The 17,667-nt window shown below is 54.4% G+C and carries 15 protein-coding genes and 1 pseudogene; 3 read left to right on the top strand and 13 right to left on the bottom strand.

Annotated elements, in window-relative coordinates; all coding sequences use genetic code 11:
- Positions 1 to 35: 35 nt before the first annotated feature.
- Genes mnmA through purB form a run of 3 tightly spaced genes read left to right on the top strand, consistent with a single transcriptional unit; the run spans position 36 to position 3,192 of the window.
- Entirely contained in the window at positions 36 to 1,145 is a 1,110-nt protein-coding gene (gene mnmA / locus C2U54_RS14040) for a tRNA 2-thiouridine(34) synthase MnmA (protein ID WP_139156335.1), read from the top strand.
- Positions 1,146 to 1,172: 27 nt separating this feature from the next.
- Positions 1,173 to 1,802 (top strand): high frequency lysogenization protein HflD, encoded by a 630-nt coding sequence (hflD, locus tag C2U54_RS14035; RefSeq protein WP_103179176.1) that lies wholly within the window; start codon positions 1,173 to 1,175, stop codon positions 1,800 to 1,802.
- Between the two features lie 19 nt (positions 1,803 to 1,821).
- Positions 1,822 to 3,192, top strand: a complete 1,371-nt coding sequence (gene purB / locus C2U54_RS14030; protein ID WP_103179175.1) for an adenylosuccinate lyase — start codon at positions 1,822 to 1,824, stop codon at positions 3,190 to 3,192.
- A gap of 260 nt (positions 3,193 to 3,452) precedes the next feature.
- Here the strand turns inward: purB and C2U54_RS14025 are convergent, their stop codons facing one another.
- The 13 genes and pseudogenes from C2U54_RS14025 to C2U54_RS13965 form a co-directional block, all read right to left on the bottom strand.
- Positions 3,453 to 3,770, bottom strand: coding sequence for a hypothetical protein (locus tag C2U54_RS14025; RefSeq protein WP_103179174.1), 318 nt, complete (start codon positions 3,768 to 3,770; stop codon positions 3,453 to 3,455).
- Positions 3,770 to 4,009 carry a hypothetical protein gene (locus C2U54_RS14020; protein ID WP_103179173.1) on the bottom strand — a complete coding sequence of 80 codons (240 nt, stop codon included), beginning with the start codon at positions 4,007 to 4,009 and terminating at the stop codon, positions 3,770 to 3,772. Before C2U54_RS14020 ends, C2U54_RS14025 begins: the two co-directional genes overlap by 1 nt.
- Positions 4,010 to 4,089: 80 nt before the next feature.
- Entirely contained in the window at positions 4,090 to 4,944 is an 855-nt protein-coding gene (locus tag C2U54_RS14015; protein ID WP_233210515.1) for a phage tail fiber protein, read from the bottom strand.
- A gap of 10 nt (positions 4,945 to 4,954) precedes the next feature.
- Positions 4,955 to 5,257: a hypothetical protein gene (locus C2U54_RS14010; protein ID WP_103179172.1), complete on the bottom strand. Its 303-nt coding sequence runs from the start codon at positions 5,255 to 5,257 to the stop codon at positions 4,955 to 4,957.
- The gene (locus C2U54_RS14005; RefSeq protein ID WP_103179171.1) at positions 5,257 to 6,912 is read right to left on the bottom strand and encodes a phage head spike fiber domain-containing protein; all 1,656 of its coding nucleotides are present in this window, start codon (positions 6,910 to 6,912) and stop codon (positions 5,257 to 5,259) included. Before C2U54_RS14005 ends, C2U54_RS14010 begins: the two co-directional genes overlap by 1 nt.
- 574 nt (positions 6,913 to 7,486) lie before the next feature.
- Positions 7,487 to 11,902, bottom strand: a pseudogene (locus tag C2U54_RS14000) (phage tail protein); the annotation flags it as partial.
- A gap of 51 nt (positions 11,903 to 11,953) precedes the next feature.
- On the bottom strand, positions 11,954 to 12,568 hold the full coding sequence (locus tag C2U54_RS13995) for a tail assembly protein (RefSeq protein WP_233210499.1): 615 nt from the start codon (positions 12,566 to 12,568) through the stop codon (positions 11,954 to 11,956).
- A 116-nt stretch (positions 12,569 to 12,684) separates the two neighbouring features.
- On the bottom strand, positions 12,685 to 13,020 hold the full coding sequence (locus C2U54_RS13990) for a hypothetical protein (RefSeq protein WP_103181069.1): 336 nt from the start codon (positions 13,018 to 13,020) through the stop codon (positions 12,685 to 12,687).
- Between the two features lie 32 nt (positions 13,021 to 13,052).
- Positions 13,053 to 13,760: a C40 family peptidase gene (locus C2U54_RS13985; protein WP_103179169.1), complete on the bottom strand. Its 708-nt coding sequence runs from the start codon at positions 13,758 to 13,760 to the stop codon at positions 13,053 to 13,055.
- A 1-nt stretch (position 13,761) separates the two neighbouring features.
- Positions 13,762 to 14,517, bottom strand: coding sequence for a phage minor tail protein L (locus C2U54_RS13980; RefSeq protein WP_103179168.1), 756 nt, complete (start codon positions 14,515 to 14,517; stop codon positions 13,762 to 13,764).
- Entirely contained in the window at positions 14,514 to 14,861 is a 348-nt protein-coding gene (locus C2U54_RS13975) for a phage tail protein (protein ID WP_103179167.1), read from the bottom strand. Before C2U54_RS13975 ends, C2U54_RS13980 begins: the two co-directional genes overlap by 4 nt.
- Complete coding sequence (locus tag C2U54_RS13970; RefSeq protein WP_103179166.1) at positions 14,861 to 17,365, bottom strand: phage tail tape measure protein; 2,505 nt, start codon at positions 17,363 to 17,365, stop codon at positions 14,861 to 14,863. Before C2U54_RS13970 ends, C2U54_RS13975 begins: the two co-directional genes overlap by 1 nt.
- On the bottom strand, positions 17,346 to 17,654 hold the full coding sequence (locus tag C2U54_RS13965) for a phage tail assembly protein T (RefSeq protein ID WP_103179165.1): 309 nt from the start codon (positions 17,652 to 17,654) through the stop codon (positions 17,346 to 17,348). The genes C2U54_RS13970 and C2U54_RS13965 overlap by 20 nt, the downstream gene beginning before the upstream one ends.
- Positions 17,655 to 17,667 lie beyond the last annotated feature (13 nt).

Here is a 17,667-nt window from a genome sequence, read left to right as displayed (position 1 = left end):
ACGCCGCCTTGAAGTTCAATGTCGTGAGTATTCCAATGTCTGAAAGCCAAAAAAAAGTGATCGTCGGCATGTCCGGCGGCGTCGATTCTTCCGTCTCTGCCTGGCTGTTGCTGCAACAGGGCTATAAGGTTGAAGGCCTGTTCATGAAGAACTGGGAAGAGGACGATGGCGAGGAATACTGCACCGCCGCCGCGGATCTGGCTGATGCCCAGGCGGTATGCGACAAGCTCGGCATTGAACTGCACACCGTCAATTTTGCCGCAGAATACTGGGATAACGTGTTCGAGCATTTCCTGGCTGAATACAAAGCCGGCCGCACGCCAAACCCGGATATTCTGTGCAACAAAGAGATCAAATTTAAAGCCTTCCTCGAGTTCGCCGCTGAAGATCTGGGTGCTGACTACATCGCCACCGGCCACTACGTGCGCCGCGCGGATGTCGACGGCAAAAGCCAGCTGCTGCGCGGGCTCGACGGTAACAAAGATCAGAGCTACTTCCTCTATACCCTCGGCCACGAACAGATTGCCCAAAGCCTGTTCCCGGTGGGCGAGCTGGAAAAACCAGAAGTGCGTAAAATCGCCGAAGAGCTGGATCTGATTACTGCGAAGAAAAAAGACTCAACCGGGATCTGCTTTATTGGTGAGCGCAAATTCCGTGAGTTCCTGGGCCGCTATCTCCCTGCCCAGCCGGGTAAGATCGTGACCGTGGATGGCGATACCATCGGCGAGCACCAGGGTCTGATGTATCACACCCTGGGCCAGCGTAAGGGCCTCGGTATCGGCGGTATCAAAGAGGGTAGCGAAGATCCGTGGTACGTCGTCGATAAAGATGTTGAAAACAATATTCTGATTGTGGCCCAGGGTCATGACCATCCGCGTCTGATGTCCGTCGGGCTGATTGCCCAACAGCTGCACTGGGTCGACCGCGAGCCGCTGAAAGGCACGCTGCGCTGCACGGTGAAAACCCGCTATCGTCAGACCGATATCCCCTGCACCGTGACTGCGCTTGATGATGAACGCATTGAGGTGCGTTTCGACGAGCCGGTCGCCGCCGTGACCCCGGGTCAGTCTGCTGTCTTCTACAGCGGTGAAATCTGCCTTGGCGGCGGTATCATCGAACAACGCCTGCCGCTGACCGCGGTTTAATGCGATAACACACAGAAAGGAGCAAGTGTGGCGAAGAACTATTATGACATCACCCTGGCGCTGGCAGGAATTTGCCAGTCTGCCCGTCTGGTGCAACAGCTGGCGCATCAGGGTCACTGCGATGCTGACGCGCTGCACGTTTCGCTCAACAGCGTCGTGGATCTGAACCCCAGCTCCACCCTCGGCGTGTTTGGTGGTAGCGAAGCGAATCTTCGTCTCGGTCTGGAAACCTTGCTCGGCGTGTTAAATGCCAGCAACCGTCAGGGGCTCAACGCCGAACTGACGCGTTATACCCTCAGCATGATGGTGCTGGAGCGCAAGCTGAATGCCGCCAAAGGGGCGATGGATACTCTCGGCGAGCGCATTACCGGCCTGCAGCGCCAGCTGGACCATTTCGAGTTGCAGTCCGATACCTTACTCAGCGCCATGGCGGGCATCTATGTGGATGTCATCAGCCCACTGGGGCCGCGTATCCAGGTGACCGGCTCCCCTGCCGTATTGCAAAGCCCGCAGGTGCAGGCCAAAGTACGCGCCTCCCTGCTCGCCGGTATTCGTGCCGCGGTACTGTGGCAACAGGTCGGCGGTGGCCGCCTGCAGCTCATGTTTTCTCGTAATCGCCTGACCACTCAGGCAAAACAAATTCTTGCTCATTGTTAACCTCCCGGAGTTGCGAATTATGGAATTATCCTCACTGACCGCCGTTTCCCCTGTCGATGGACGCTACGGCGATAAAGTCAGCGCGCTGCGCGGGATCTTCAGCGAATATGGTCTGCTGAAATTCCGTGTACAGGTTGAAGTACGCTGGCTGCAAAAGCTGGCCGCGCAGGCAGCAATCAAGGAAGTTCCTGCTTTTGACAGCCAGGCAAACGATTACCTCGATAAAATCGTCGCAGAGTTCAATGAAGAAGATGCCGCACGCATTAAGACCATTGAGCGCACCACCAACCATGACGTGAAAGCGGTTGAGTATTTCCTGAAAGAGAAAGTGGCAAGCGTTCCGGCCCTGCACGCGGTATCAGAATTTATTCACTTCGCCTGCACCTCAGAAGATATCAATAACCTCTCCCACGCGCTGATGCTCTCTACCGCGCGTGAAGAAGTCGTACTTCCTTACTGGCGCAAAATCATCGACGCGGTGAAAGCCCTGGCGGTGGAGTATCGCGATATCCCGCTGCTCTCCCGTACCCACGGCCAGCCTGCAACCCCGTCCACCATCGGCAAAGAGATGGCGAACGTCGCCTACCGTATGGAGCGTCAGTACCGCCAGCTTGAGCAGGTGGAGATCCTCGGTAAAATCAACGGCGCCGTGGGTAACTATAACGCCCACATCGCCGCCTACCCGGAAGTGGACTGGCACCAGTTTAGCGAAGAGTTTGTCACCTCTCTGGGGATCCAGTGGAACCCGTACACCACCCAGATTGAGCCGCACGACTACATTGCCGAGCTGTTTGACTGCATCGCGCGCTTCAACACCATTCTGATCGACTTCGACCGCGACATCTGGGGTTACATCGCCCTGAACCACTTCAAGCAGAAGACCATCGCCGGCGAAATCGGTTCATCCACCATGCCGCACAAGGTCAACCCAATCGACTTCGAAAACTCCGAAGGCAACCTGGGCCTGGCAAACGCGCTGCTGCAGCACATGGCCAGCAAACTGCCGGTTTCCCGCTGGCAGCGCGACCTGACCGACTCCACCGTGCTGCGTAACCTGGGTGTGGGCATTGGCTACGCGCTGATCGCCTATCAATCCACCCTGAAGGGCGTGAGCAAGCTGGAAGTGAACCGCGAGCGTCTGCTCGACGAACTGGATCACAACTGGGAAGTACTGGCGGAGCCAATCCAGACCGTAATGCGTCGCTATGGTATCGAGAAGCCGTACGAAAAACTGAAAGAGCTGACCCGCGGCAAGCGCGTCGATGCCGAAGGCATGAAGCAGTTTATCGACGGTCTGGCCCTGCCAGAAGAGGAGAAAACCCGTCTGAAAGCGATGACCCCGGCAAACTACATCGGTCGCGCTATCGCGATGGTTGATGAGCTGAAATAACGCTTTTACCCTCTTTCCGCCCGGAAAGAGGGTTCCTTTCCCCCGGTTTACGAAATGTTTATCCCCTCCGCAACATAATCAGCGTTAAACTACGAAACTGATTTTATAATTTCAGAAAATTCATTTAATTATCATAAAATCAGTTAGTTGCAAAAGAACAGTAATGGACAATATCGGGCAATGTTGGTCAATTCCTCGCCCCAAAATACGCCCCAAAATGACTTTTGCCCCCAATTTCGCCCCCAAAAACACGCTACTTCTCACACCGGAATGTCATCAGCATCAGTGCTGTTGATGAAGAACGTCACGCGCCCCAGAACCTCCACTTCCTCTGCGGCCTCCCCCTCAATCGCTTCGCCATCATCCGTGATTAATGCCCTTCCCCTGAGTTTCGCAAACTGCGTTCGACCGCCAATGAGGATCAGCAGAGTCTGTCCCTGCACTAACCGGGTAACTGGCTCGATCAGTGCGTACCCGGATGAAGTTTCGAGTATGCGGGTATCGATGCCTACGCCACAGATCAGTTCCGGTGTCATCCGCTGGGAGGTGTAATCCGCCGCCGGTGAAGGAAAGCCCATTAGTGAACCCTCCCCATATTGCGCAGGATCCAGTAGTGATTGTCGGTTCCGTCAGTTGTCTTGTCGGTGAAGTCGGGCTGGTAGCGCTCTATCCACTCGTTGGCGTCGGCCCGGCTGAAATGCCAGTGGACCTTTGCCAGTTCGCGGATAAAGTCTTCTGTGCGTAAGCACCGATAGCCCTTGGGGTTTAGCTGTATTGCGGCCACAAATGCGGCGTGAATGTCGGAACGGCGGGGCATGATCTGCACTCCTTATTACTGTTTTTATATACAGTAGTTTTAAAGGTAGTGCAGATCAATACGGCAACGCCTATTGATAATTACGGCTGAACGTCATGACCCTCATCAGATTGTGCTTCAGCCATAGCAGTCGCGGCCTCCAGCTGGCGCTGATTCCAGATGCTGTCCACCGGCATCTCCACACGGATGGAGACATACTGATCCGCTGGAATGTCGATTGGGTCACCTTCGTTAAAACCTTCCCGTTCGTTACGGGCGAACTCCGGCGCGCCCGGGTGAGTCCTATGATACGTTTTCACAAGCACCGAACCGTCCGGGTTTACCTTGTAATCCAGCCAGATCAGCGGCTGGCGATTGCGGTCTTTGGGGATATCAAACCCTCCATCAATACCACCCCACGCCGCATCCGCATTAAGCCCGAGACAGCCCGTGATGAGATAAACGCCTTCCCCCTGGCGCGTTACGGTCACGCCCTCAGATTCATAGTTCGTTTCCGAAGAGCCGTCGGCATAAACTTTGACGATCGGAGATGCTGACTTTAACGTGCCATCAGCTGCTCTGGTGGTATTGGAATCGGTGTATACCTTACAGATTTTCCCGTCATATGTTGGAGATGAACTGAGCAATCTCAGGTATAACTCAGGCGGCACATCCAGGCGTGCCGGGAAGCAAAACTGAAATGCGGTTGAGGCATCAAAGGGCATGCCCAGTACTGCAGTATTGTTGTCGATGCCGCCCAGCAGCATCTTGGCGTTATAAGCGCCAAACCCTTTGCGATCACCCTGGCTGATGCTCACCAGATTACTGGTGCCCAGTCCAAAAGCGCCAACCTCCATCACGTTTCCTGAGGACGTTCCGACATCCCGCTGCGCACCTGACTTCAGCCCGGCGATGTCCGCAGCGGCCAGGCTAATGCTGTCTGTTCTGTTTGCCATGTTGTGCTCCTTATGCCCATACCCGGTTCGGGTTGTCAGGGAAGACTGCGAAGGCGTCTAATGACGCCAGCTCCAGCGAGTCGTCTGTCACGCGCAAATTGGCGTGATACCCGGGTTCGTTGACGTACTTAATGATTTCGTTTTCTGCCTCCGGATTTTTAATCTCTGTGGGGACAGCTATAATGCCGATCACATCGAGACTGATGTCAGGGTGATATAAACCGCCCTGTTCTTTATCATCCATAAAGCCCGCCGCGATTAATTGCGTGCGCATTTCGTCAGCGTCTGCAAATCGCAGATATAAATCTCTCATCAGCGGAGTCCTTTAATTTGATTGTCTGTAAGTACGCGATGCCAGATGCGGAGATTACGGATGTGTCCGTTAAGCATTCGAACACCTGGGGCAGCCGACCCTGCCCCCCTTCCGATATAAATCGTGGAGTTAGATGCGCCAACATTCCCTGGCGTCGGTCTGGTTATGGTGTCCGATGTGATAACCGCGCCGTCTGTGAATATCTTTTTATTTACGGTGTCAGAGACGAACGCCATATTATGGATCGCCCCATCGTCTATTTCAGTTGCTCCCCCCACCAGCGCGGGGCTTGCATAACAAAACATGGGCCTTCCTGCGGCGCCTTGGGTAGAGTTAAGCGAGGCGAAAACCCACTCGGTGGACGATGGGTAATAGCTGAAAATCCCCCTACGGCTGTTAGCATCTGCACCCGATACCGTTTTCCCGTTGCAGTGGATTTCCATTGCAAAAGTAACAGGCCCAAAGTAGTTATCATTACCTGAGCGTTGCAGGGTGCAATCGTCAGCTGCTCGGGTTACAGCTGATCCATTTGTAGGAATGTAAGATGTCGCCTGAGCGGATCCCTCTATTTGCATACGGTCAATGAAAATCACACTGCTAACGGGTGTTCCGGCATCAACCGTAATTCGCAAGCCCAGGCGTTGGTTTACAGCCCCACCCAGAACAGGCACTGAAACTTTATTAACACCAGGCGCTGCTGTGATGGATGCTGCCGCAATATCGCCCTCGCTGGAGTAGCGCATTAGCATTACTCTAACCTTGGCTGCTGCGGGAAATTCTAAATAACAGGACACGGACGCTGGCTTTGTTGGGTCATAATTAGCCACATTTATATTCTGCTCCCACCAGGTACCTGTATCCGTTAATGTGGTAAGCAGAACGCCACCCTCGGGTTTAAACGTTCGTGTATTGTTTGCGCCACTACGAAAGTAACTGGAATAATCCTGAGTCGGTGATGAATAAACCGCTAAATTAGTGCTCTGCCCTTCAATTAATAAACCCTCCTTCTCAAAACGCGGCTCGTTAATTGCTGCTATTCTAAGCACCCCGGATTTATCAATATAAGTCGCTGTAGTTGCCCGACTAAACGTTAGTGACTTTGTCGGCAGTTCCAGCACTTGGCCGGAAATCGTCAACCGGTCATAAGGCGCGAAACCGGCCAGCAGCCGCAGGTCATCATTGAGCGGTGCCCACACATCAGGGAATGGAGCTTCCTCATAGGGCACAGAAGTCAGCAACTGCGCGGCGGCCAGTGATGCTGCGGCACTGCTGGCGCTGGCGGCTGCGTTGGTCTCCGACGTTTTGGCATTCGTCTCAGACGTTTTCGCGTTCGTTTCGCTGGTTTTGGCAGCGTTCTTCGATGCGAGAGCGTTACCCTCAGACGTTGCCGCGTTCGTGGCGCTGGTTGCAGCTGCGTTTTTTGAAGCAAGGGCATTCGTTTCGGAAGTTTTGGCTGCGGCAGCGCTGGTTCCAGCTGCGGTCGCTGCAGCGATCAGCTTCGACCAGCTGGGTCCGGTCTTTTTCGAGCCGTCAGCCAGGGTTACGGTGACGTCACCTGTCCCGGATAAAATCAGATCCTGGTTGATGATACTGCTTTGCGCCAGGCGAAACCCTTCCGAGACGGCTTTTGCTAAATCGTCATCAAGTGTGGCCATTCATGATGTCCTTAAAATGAAAAACCCAGCCGGAGCTGGGTTAGATGGTCTGAGGTTATGAGGATCAGGAGAAGGAGCCGGTGCCCCGGGTAATGGTCAGTGTCGGAGCGGCAATTCGCTTACTTGCCGTCCCGTTACCAACAACAGAAATGGTCCCTGTAATCACGCTGGCCGTGAGATTGCGAACCGCATGACGCACGGTCACCCAGAGTCCTCCCGTCCCGGCAGGCACGCTGATAGAGCCCATATCACGAACATTCCCGTTAATGTTAAGGGTGATATTTACGGACGTTGTGCCAGAGATAGATGTGACATAAACCATTGCCTCAAGCAGAGCCGATTTATCCAGCGATGAGGAGGATGAGTCGGTAAAGGTAATTGAACTTGATGCTACGCCAGCGCCTGATATGTAGGCATCCGGCGCTATACCTACGTTTGCCACGTCCCCTATGAAAGACGTAGCCTCTACCGTGCCCCTGAAGCTCCCGCTGGTTGCCTCGATGCTTCCTTTGAAGCTCCCGTTGGTGGCATAAACAGTCCCTCTGACTGTCACGCTATTAAAATAAGCCGATCCATCCTTGCGGATACACCAGCCGCGCCCGTTCGGGTCCCATGGGCCGAGATCGTTCCAGTCATTAGAACTTATCTGGTAGCCAATCTTGGCGTTATCAATGGAACCATCCTGGATAAACACCGATCGCAAGAACATTTGGCCGCCGGTCGCCGCGAACACCAACTCCTGTCCTGTGGTCGTCGGATTATAAACCGCGAACGTGTCGGCGCTGACGAGGAAGTTAGAGGAGCCTGTGGCATCAATGCCCAGTTGGATACCCGCGATGCGCTTGATGCCGTTCGCCTCCACCTGGACTTTAACGCCCCACTGCGCGCTCAGCTTACCGTTGATGTCAGCTACAGCCTGGCTGGTCGTCTGGACGTTGGCATTGGTATCGCCGATCGCAGCCGTCACCTGCTCAATACTGGTCGCGGTGGCGCTCTCCAGATCCGTAACGGCTTTATCAATGCGCGTAATGGCTGCAGCGTTGGTCTGGCCGTTTTGTTCAACCGTGGCCTTAAGCGAGGTGACCTGCTCCGCAACGGCGCTTGTGGCATCCGCAGAGGTCTTCCGGACGTCGGTGATCTCGGCCATCGCTTTCATGTCGGCTACAGCAAACGTGACTCGCTGATCAGAGAAAGCGGTGAAGTTGGCAAGCGCGTTGGTGATGTTACCGATGATACCGGCGTCCCGGCTTGCGGTATTGCCATCCACATCAACTTTCAGACTGTCGATACGACGACCCAGCGCGCTGTCACCATCCGTGCGGGCCGTGGTTTCCGTGCTGATGTCCGCCGTGTTCTGGTCGGTCGTGGCCTTCACCGCAGCCAGCGCGGTGGTCTGCGCCTTGTTGTTATCAGCGACGGCTTTATCGATGCGCGTAATATCGCCGGAGTTTTTACCAACAGTAGTCTGCAGGCCCGAGAGCGTAGTGGCCTGCGCCTCCTGCTCCGTCGTCAGCGTTGCCAGCTCCTGCGTCACGCTGGCTTTGTTGGCGTTTACTGTCGATTCCAGCTGAGTTCGCGCTGTCACCTCCGCTTCCTGCGCGGTGATGCGCGCCTGGCGTTCGGTATACAGCAGCCCCGAAGCCAGTTTTGACGGGTCGTCTCCGGTATAGCCGCCCCGGATCTGCGTCGCCAGCGTCTCGCGCGCCGTGGCCTCCGCCTGGTCGCCAGCAACACGAGCTGTCGTTTCCTGCTGCAGCGCGGCCATCCCGGCCCCCGGCGTTGGCCGCCCGAGCGCCACCCAGTCGATCAGGTAGTAGTTCGTCGCATCCTGCTTGATGGACAGGTCCAGTCGAATCTGGTTAATCGTCGTGTCGGCCAGCCAGGGGATATCGTCACACTCAAGAGTGGCGACGCCGTCAGAGTTATAAGCGGGCTCCGCCACGGTGAACCGGTTGGTGTCGTTGAAACCAGCCGTATTGCGCCAGCGAATTTCCCCTACCCAGGCGGGATTACCCACTTTCTTGATACGAAGCTTCAGAAAGCGATACGCCGCAGCTGTTATGCCCAGCGACCCCGGCGACGCGACCCAGGGGTCAGAGGCATGGTTTGCCGGACGCAGCCAGCCATCAACAATGGTCGGCGTCCCGTTCCCGGACCAGCCCTCTGTCGTCGAATCGAAGTACCAGATTTTGGCCGGGTCGAACTGCGAACCGGTGCCGGCTGACACTTGGGCGATCTGCTGCGCCAGCGATTCGGTGCTGGTCTGAATCGTCTGGTTGACGTTGCTGATATCTGCCAGACGCTCGTTCTTCTCGGTCAGTAGCGCCTGCCCGCGCGCCGTTGCCTCGTCGGTGATGGCTTTCTTACGGTCCGTGACCTCCTGCGCCAGCCCCGCTTTGGTCGCCGCCGACTCTGTAGTGACTGTGGTGATGTCATCGCGCGCTGACTGAAGGTCATCACCCAGGTCAGTTATTTCTTTTACGACGTTTTTGTAGGCGTCGGTCTGTTTGATCTGGTTATCGATATCCACCAGGTAATCCGCGGCAACCGAGCTGCTACTACCCTGGATGAAGTCAGTCCAGGCTGACTGGTTGCCGGTGCGGTCGACAAGCCGCGCGCGGTACCAGAACCCTACCCCGGCTTTCAGGCCCAGCTGCTGATACATGTGCTGCGGATAAGGCACATCCGTAAGCAACATCGCATTCGTGCCGGCGGCGTCCGTGGAATACTGAATCTCGGTCTGCAACGTATCCGCTGTATCTGCAGGAAAATCCCAGTCCAGCTGCACGCCCCATAATAATGGCGTCGTCCGAAAGTTGATGGGTACCGGCGGCGCGCCGACCTTCCCTTTTAACGTTACTTCAAGGGAGGTGGCCCACTTCGAAGAAATTTCAGCGGCATTAATGGCGCGGACGCGCACCAGATATCGCCCGGCATAAATCGCCGCAACTTCAAACGAGGTGGTAGAGCTGCGCGGCACATTTACCCAGTTCCCGTCATTGCGGCGCCATTGCGCTTCATAAGCAATGGCGTTTGGCACAGCCGTCCAGCTGGCGCGCATGGTTTCAACGCTGATCCCCTGCTGAACCACTGAATAGCTGTCGATGGTAATGTTTGTGGGTGCCGCCTGGTTGCCCGGCGGTATCACACTGATCGGACGCTCATCGATGATAGCTCCGGTATCGATACGCGCATATTTATCCGGATCATGCGCGGCCGCGCTGATGGTGAATGTCCCATCATTGTTATCAGCAACACTGACCACACGGTACTGTTGAGCGTAAAGTGCATCCGATTCAACAATCCAGACAGCTTCAGGTTCTGGCGTTTCGCTGTAAGCAGTCGTGACTGTTACCTGCTGAGCGTTAATCGACTGGATAGTGCGTGCCTGAGATGCTCCGGAAGGCAGGTTCAGGATTAGGCGGTCGCCAGCAACTGCGCCAGGGACGCGATCAAGCTTTATGACCCTGCCATTTACTGCGCTGACGCGACCGCCAGTCACCTTGCCAGATAGCAATTCATCGGCCACAGCAATGACGTACCCGGGCTGAGGAATATTGCCGTCCAGTCCGACATCAAAGGAAACGACGCGATCCTTGTTATTGGTCAGAATACCCCAGCGCCCTTTCCGGTTCGCCTCGGACTGCCGGGTGCATCCGATAGCTGTCATTTCGAGCTGATTAAACCCATACCGCGCCACCAGCGCCTGCTCAAATACAGGCTCCATCGCATCAGCGTAGGCGTTGTCCGGATCGGACCATGAGACCAGTGCATTGGTATAACGCGTTTTGGATGTACTGCTGGCGTAAGTAAAACGCCCATCAATCACGTTAGCGCGGGTATAGCTGTAATCCACATCCCGGGGCATATCCGCCAGCGCCACAATCTGATCTCCGCCCCAGTATGTCATGCCGCGGAAGATGGCCGCGAAGTCACGTAACACGGTATAGGCTTCATTCCTGTCCTGAACATAGACATTGCAGGTATAGCGTGGCTCGGTTCCGCTTCCCCCCTTTCCATCCGGTACCATCTGATCGCAATACTGGGCCACCTGATACAGCGTCCATTTGTCGATATTCGCCGCCGTGAGTCTGTTTCCCAGACCGAAACGCTCAGTGACCACCAGATCGTAAAAAACCCATGCGGGGTTATCGGTCCAGGCCCACTTAAACGCCCCGGTCCATGTCCCGGTATACGTCCGGTTTTCAGGGTCGTAAGTATCAGGAACGCGAATCACACGCCCGCGGGGTTCACATGATATCTGGGGGATCGAGCCGTTGAACTGGCTCGAGTCGAATTCGATGTACAGCAGAGCGGTGTTCGGATATCGCAGCTTGGCGTCGATCACCTCAGTAAAACTCTGCAGCACCATGGTGTCGCCGCTTTTCGCGCTGTTCGCATCGGCGGTAAGCTTTCGAATACGTATTGTCCAGGTGCTGCCCGACTGCGGTAGGTCAATGCGATGGCTGCGCTCATACCCTGAGGTGGTTTTACCGGTCACGCTCGTATTGAGTACCGTCTGCCATGTACCGCCATTGGTCTGCAGATCGATGGCGTAATTTACTGAGTTACCAACCAGATCGCCGTCCTTCTCCTGTTTGAAGAGAGAGGGCCATTTCAAACGCAGACGAATGGCCGACAGCTTGCCGTTGGTAAAGGTGCGCGTCCAGGCATTGGCACTTGAAACTTCGGTGCCCACACTGATTTCGTTTTCGGTACCGGGAATACCCTGAATGTATTTCTGCGCCTGCGTTCCAGAGCGGAACTCCCATGTAACGCCACCGAAGTTCTGAGAGCCGTCTGCATTTTCCAGCGGTGTACCGTCCAGATAAATATTCTTTCCGGTGAGCTGCCCTGCAAACTCCCCCTCTCCCAGCGCAACAAGGATCTTTGCCTTCGCTACGGACTGCAGATCATCAGGCTGTTCGGTCGGTGTTCTTGAGCTGGAGCTGCCGCCCTTGCGGCCTTTAATCGCGTTTGCTGTAGCCATATTGCGCCCATAAAAAAACCACCCGACGGTGGCCTGAAAGAAGGATTATTTTTATTGCTGGTCTTCTACGTAGATCCCAGCGGAAATAATGGCTCCGCCGATGCGCCGGCGGCCATATAGTAAGGGAACCGGATACCCCTGAGCGGCAGTATTTGTTACGCCGCCAAAAGCATACGATGCGCGGTTATCTGCACTTTGTTTACTGGCTAAACCTGCAGGCTGCGGCGAAAGCATTTGCACTACCCCACCAAGCATCATGGCCGCGCCAATTTTCATAGCAGCAGGCCCCCAGGCAGCTCCGCCCCATGCTTGACCGAATGTTGCACCTAATGCCCCAACGGCTACCAATACAGCGCCCAATACAGTTTGCAGTAGGCCTGCTTTTTTACTTCCAATAACTACTGGAACAATGCGTATTACATCCTCAGTTATTGGAAAGTCGAGATCATTTACACCAATGTTTTTTTTGCCTTCATATATGGCGTAAGTCAAACCTCGAGACTTGCTAGTATTAAGATATTTCTCGAAACCATCAACGGTCTTACAAATTGAATGAATCGCTTCTGATTTAGACTTAACTAATCGCTTATGCGATTTACCAAATATTTTCGCCAATGGCCCGTAAAGCTCAATACTAATCATTCTTTCAGAATAAACATCTGTCATATCACCTCTCAATAAAAAAGGCCCTTTCGGGCCATATTAATGGTGTCATTTATTACCAGACAGTAGACAACCTTTAAAATTTAATCCAGCTTCGAATACTTAATTAGTGAGAATAATCAAATACACGATTTAGCAGCGTTACCCCAAGGGTTTCCAATTCCTTTACTGGCTGCATATACTTTAACGCTGGACCCGCCACGGTCATCGTTATCTATTAGAGCCATAGATAGCACACCAAACAAATCATCAGCCGCCGATATTTTATATCCGGTTTCTGTTTCAATACTATTTGCTTGAGGATGAAGGTTTTGCCACTTCGGAGCCAAACACTTGTTAATTTGGCCTGCATTTTTTGAAGAGTACGCCATATAAACAGGCTCACCTTTTTGTAAGGAGTTCGCACTACACCCCACTAAACCAAATGCAACCAGAAATAAAATCGTCAGTTTCATGTCAATTCTCCTTTTGATTTGGAGAAATATTATCACAGAGATTTATAACGTAATACCTTCATCGTTCTCTCCTGCCAGTAGCCGCCATAAGGAACACGCTGGCTAAGATGGCCGTACAGGTGATGAAGTAGAATGTTTCCTTCGAGCAGAATCCCCGCATGGTTCCACTTATTCGCCTGCACCTGCATGATCACCATGTCTCCCGCGCGCGGAGCACCGCTGAACTCCCGGAAGCCGCATTCATACCAGCAATCCTGATAAAAATTTTCAGGGTACTGATCCTCCCACCACGGATAGTCCACCCGATAATCCATCAGTTCAATTCCGTGGGTTTGCCGGAAATAGCTCATTACCAGCCCCCAGCAATCGAAATGCCCCAGCACGAACGGACGCTCCAGCAGGGGCAGCTCACCGCGGGGCTGGATGGTACGAAGGTCTGCTTCCGGCCAGCTTACAATATGCCAGGGTAAAAGGGTTGCATCGCACTGGGCTTTATCCAGTTCGCTTGGCTGGGTGGTGGCGTCAGGATGGCTGTGAACAACCGCTATTACAGTCCCCCAGTCTTCGGCGGCGGCATAGTCCTCTGGTGACAGGTGAAAATGCTCCTCAGGATTTACGGCCAGATTACGGCAGGGATAATAGCGCTCCACCCGGCTTTTCTGTGCAATCACCCCGCAACATTCGCGAGGATACTCCGCAGCTGCATGAGCCAGGATGGCATCAAGCGTCTTTTGTCGCATGTCAGCTCCTGATAAGAGAGGTTCCCGGGAAACCGCCAAAAGGCAGCTCGTTATCGGCACCATGCCGTAACTGGCAGGCAGTCAGCGTCCCATTGCATTCATCGCGTGAAGGATCGCTTACCGGATTGTTATTTTTATCGAAGTACAGGGTACCGGCATAATCACATCCATCCCCTGAGCGATATTTATTACGGATGCACCACGAACAAAGAGAATGTAGCTGCCGGGTGGGGATCATCAGCCCCTGCAGGTCCATTGGGCTTGTCAGAATGAACTCAACCACCTCGTTGGTCTCACTGCTCTTCGCATCGATATAAAATATCTTCAGCTTTTCCTGGGTTGGGTCGGCTGTTGGGTTGCCTTCTGAATAGTTTCTGGCATCCAGGTAATGCGCCAGCGTGTCATGGATCGTCACTTTCGCCTGCAGCATATCGTCGTAAGCCAGGCACAGGGCTGTGATAGAACTGTCCAGGTTAGCGACCGACAGCTTAGGCTTGGCGTTGCCACTACTGGTGGACGCTTCTATGCCGGAAATCTGGCAGGGCCAGGCTTTATATTCCTGTCCCTGCCACCAGATGGATTTGGCGGGTAGCCTGGTCTCATCCCCGCCCGCTGCCTCAATTTCCGCTGGCGTATGCGCAATATTGTGGGAGTGGAAACGCATAACGTCTGATACCCCAAAGCCGGTACCGTCAACTTCAAAGAGACGGACCTCACTACCCGGCTCCAGTTTCTGATAATCACGATTAAGACTCATGGAGCAAAGGCCTGTTCAAATGTGGCTGAAATGTACATTACGGTTTTTCCCTTCACCACTTTCTGCAGGCTGTCAGCTTCAACACGCCACAGCGCCAGCTCTCCGAACGGAGGCTGAAAAGAAAATGACTTCGTCTTGTGCCGCCTGAGAAAAGCGTAAATCTGCAGCCCTTTATCCGGTCTTCCGGTAAAGGAATATTCATAGGTTAACGTCTCGTCATTGATTCCCGATCCGCTGACCTGCGTGTACCCGTCACCAAACTGGGCTTTCCGGATGGTGTCTTTGCTTTTCGTGGTTGGCTGACTGGCCGACTGAATGGGCCAGGAGAATTTCTCGATAGCCATTAGCGCCTCCCGTTGTTCAGATTCCAGATGATTCCGCCAGGTTCGCTTTCCCGGGCGATCCCCTCCCGGATAGATCGGTCAACCACCTGCTGATAGGCCCTGCCGGCTGCGTCACTACTCGCCTGACTTGACGACGAACTCTGTTGGGAAGGGGTAACCGTGACGGGAGCATAAACACTCACCCCCAGAGGCGTGGCGATGCCCTTACCACCTTCCACAAGGCCACCGCTGGCATATCCCCGCATCAGGCTATACAGGTTTCCGACGCCGATCCGGCTGGTCGCCTCTTTGGTGAAGACAAATTCCCCCCGGTGGACAATACCGGCCGGGTCGTTTTTGCCGCCGTAACCCGTAAATCCGCCAGTGGCAAAACCAAGAGCTGTAGAGGCGGAGTCAACCACCCCGACCATGGCTTGCTTCACGAGGATCTGCGCCATCATCGACAGAATGGATTTTGTGAAATCTGACCATTTTCCTTTACCGGTCGTAAGCATGTCGGCCATGCTCTGTCCGATTCCGTCAAACGTGGCGGCGGCCAGCGATTTCACCTGCCCGTAGGCATCGTCAGCAGAATCAACATAGTCAGCCCAGGCCGTTTTGGCGCCAGCCTGCCAGTTCTGGCGGAGGGCGTCCTGTTCACCATAGTAATTCCTGAGCGCATTCAGTTCGTTCTGGTACTGCTGATCCCCTTCATTACCCCCTGCATTTTTCCAGCCCTGCAGCAGCTGCGCTTCCTCAAGGCGACGCTGGGTCTGGCGGCTGCTCATACCCGCACTTTCTGCCAGCGCCCGTGTTTTCTCGCTCATCTGAGTTACGTACTTCTGCGAGGTATCCTGCAGTCGATTGAGGCGCTCCTGGGTAACAATCTGATCGCCGAGCCTTGCATTGATTTCCGCCTGGGCGAGCACCTTGTCCTTGCTGGCGAGAAGGGATTTTTCATCATCTGTTAAGTTGCGGGTTTTGGCGGCCTGCTCAAGAACCGTAAATCTGGCCTGCTCTTTCCATAGTTGCTGGCGCTGCTGGCTGATTTTGTCGTTGATTACAGAGTGCTGGCGTAATACCTCCAGCTGGGTTTGCAACTCGATGGTCTGAGCGCTGGTATTGTCGGTAAGTTTCGTCCCGCCCGGCGTCCTCGTTTTCGTCGGCTTCTTAAGCGAGTCCTCATATTCTTTTTTCGCCGCGGCCAGATTGATGTTGTAATCAGCCTGGAGAATCCGCCCCTCTTTTAACGCTTTATTCAGTTCGTTCTGGCGATCGGTGTACTTCTCCAGTGCCGTCTGCGTTTTGCTGTAATTCGCCTGGGCCTGTTGTGCGTACTTGAGGCGATCGGCTTCCAGTCCTGCCTCACGACTGGCATTTTCCTGGGCGAGTTGAGAATTGCGGGCCTGTTGCTGAGCCATGTCCAGCGCCTGGCGGGCAGTCTCACGGTCATTCCAGAAGCGGGCGCGCGCGTCATCGTTGACATAACGATCACCCTTACGCAAATTCCAGATTTCATCCGCCCGCTTAAAGGCCGCCTCTGCCTTACTCAGCATTTCCTGAGAGGTATCCGGCCTGCCGATATCCAGTGCCGCATCCCACATGGATTTGAATGCTTTTTTAAGGGAATCTGCGGCGGATTCAATCGTGCCCATGTTGTCGCGGATGCTGGCAGTCTGCTTGTTGAACCCGGTCGTTGCTGCTTCGTTTGCCGCCTGCAGTGCTCCTGCTTCATTCCCTGCGCGCTGCAGAGCGGCAACATATGCAACCTGCTCAGCCGTGACGTTGTGAAACTGCTGCGCCATCGCCAGCAGCCCTGACGCCGGATCATTGGCCATGCGCCCAAATGCTTCAGCCACCTTATCGACCGGCAGACCGGATGCATCCGTAAATTTCGCAACCGAGATCGCAAGCTCTTCGAAGTTTGCACCCGCGTGAACGCCTGCAGTTACAAGCGCGGTCAGCGCCTGACTGGTCTGGTTAAATGTAAGCCCCGCTTTTTCTCCGGCCGCTGCAATGGTCTGCATGCGAACAGCTGTGAGACCAGCAGTATTACCGGTCAATGTCAGCGTTTTATTAAATTCTGAGAGCGTGCTCGATCCCTGATAATACGAATACATCAGCGCTGCGGTGCCAGCGGCGAGTGCCCCGACTCCGATCATGGTTGGTGAGATCGTTCCCAGCAAAGCACTGAACATGGGCCGGAGACCACCAAACTGGTCCTTAATTTGTCCGCCCTGCTGGAGCATGATGAGCCAGGGGCTTTGCCCACCAGCCAGCTGCGTCGCGATGTCAGTAAACTGCGCAGGTAGGGTTCGCATCGCGGCACTGTACTGGCCTACAGAAATCCCGGCTCGTTTTGCGGCCAGCTCCTGCTTCGAAAATGCCTGCTGAACCTGTAGGGCGGCATCGTTGGCCGCTTTACCCGTCCCCTTCAGCTGCTTATTTACGTAATTCACCTGTTCGGTAAATTTAGCCGAATCAACGTCAAGGTTAACGACCAGATCACCCACTGACTGTGCCATAGCGCACTCCTCCCAGGCTTTCCGCCACAGACATCATTACATCATCATCCATCGGTAAATTTTTCGGCTCAGGCGGGTTCAGGAGGCTGAAATTAAGCGGGGTTAGTTCAGTATCCGGGCACATCAGAGACACAACCAGATGACTGAGCCGGCAGAAATGCGCATCCAGCAAATCGTTTTCAAAATACTGCTGCTCATAATAACGCCCCCACTCAGCCAGCTCAGTCGAAGACATGCCGGCAAGCATCGCGCGCCAGTCCGGGCGCCGGAACTCACGCGCCAGTTTCATCACAAAACTCAGC

This window comes from Leclercia sp. LSNIH1, assembly GCF_002902985.1.
Lineage (GTDB): Bacteria > Pseudomonadota > Gammaproteobacteria > Enterobacterales > Enterobacteriaceae > Enterobacter.
This window is presented reverse-complemented; position numbering and strand designations above follow the sequence as displayed.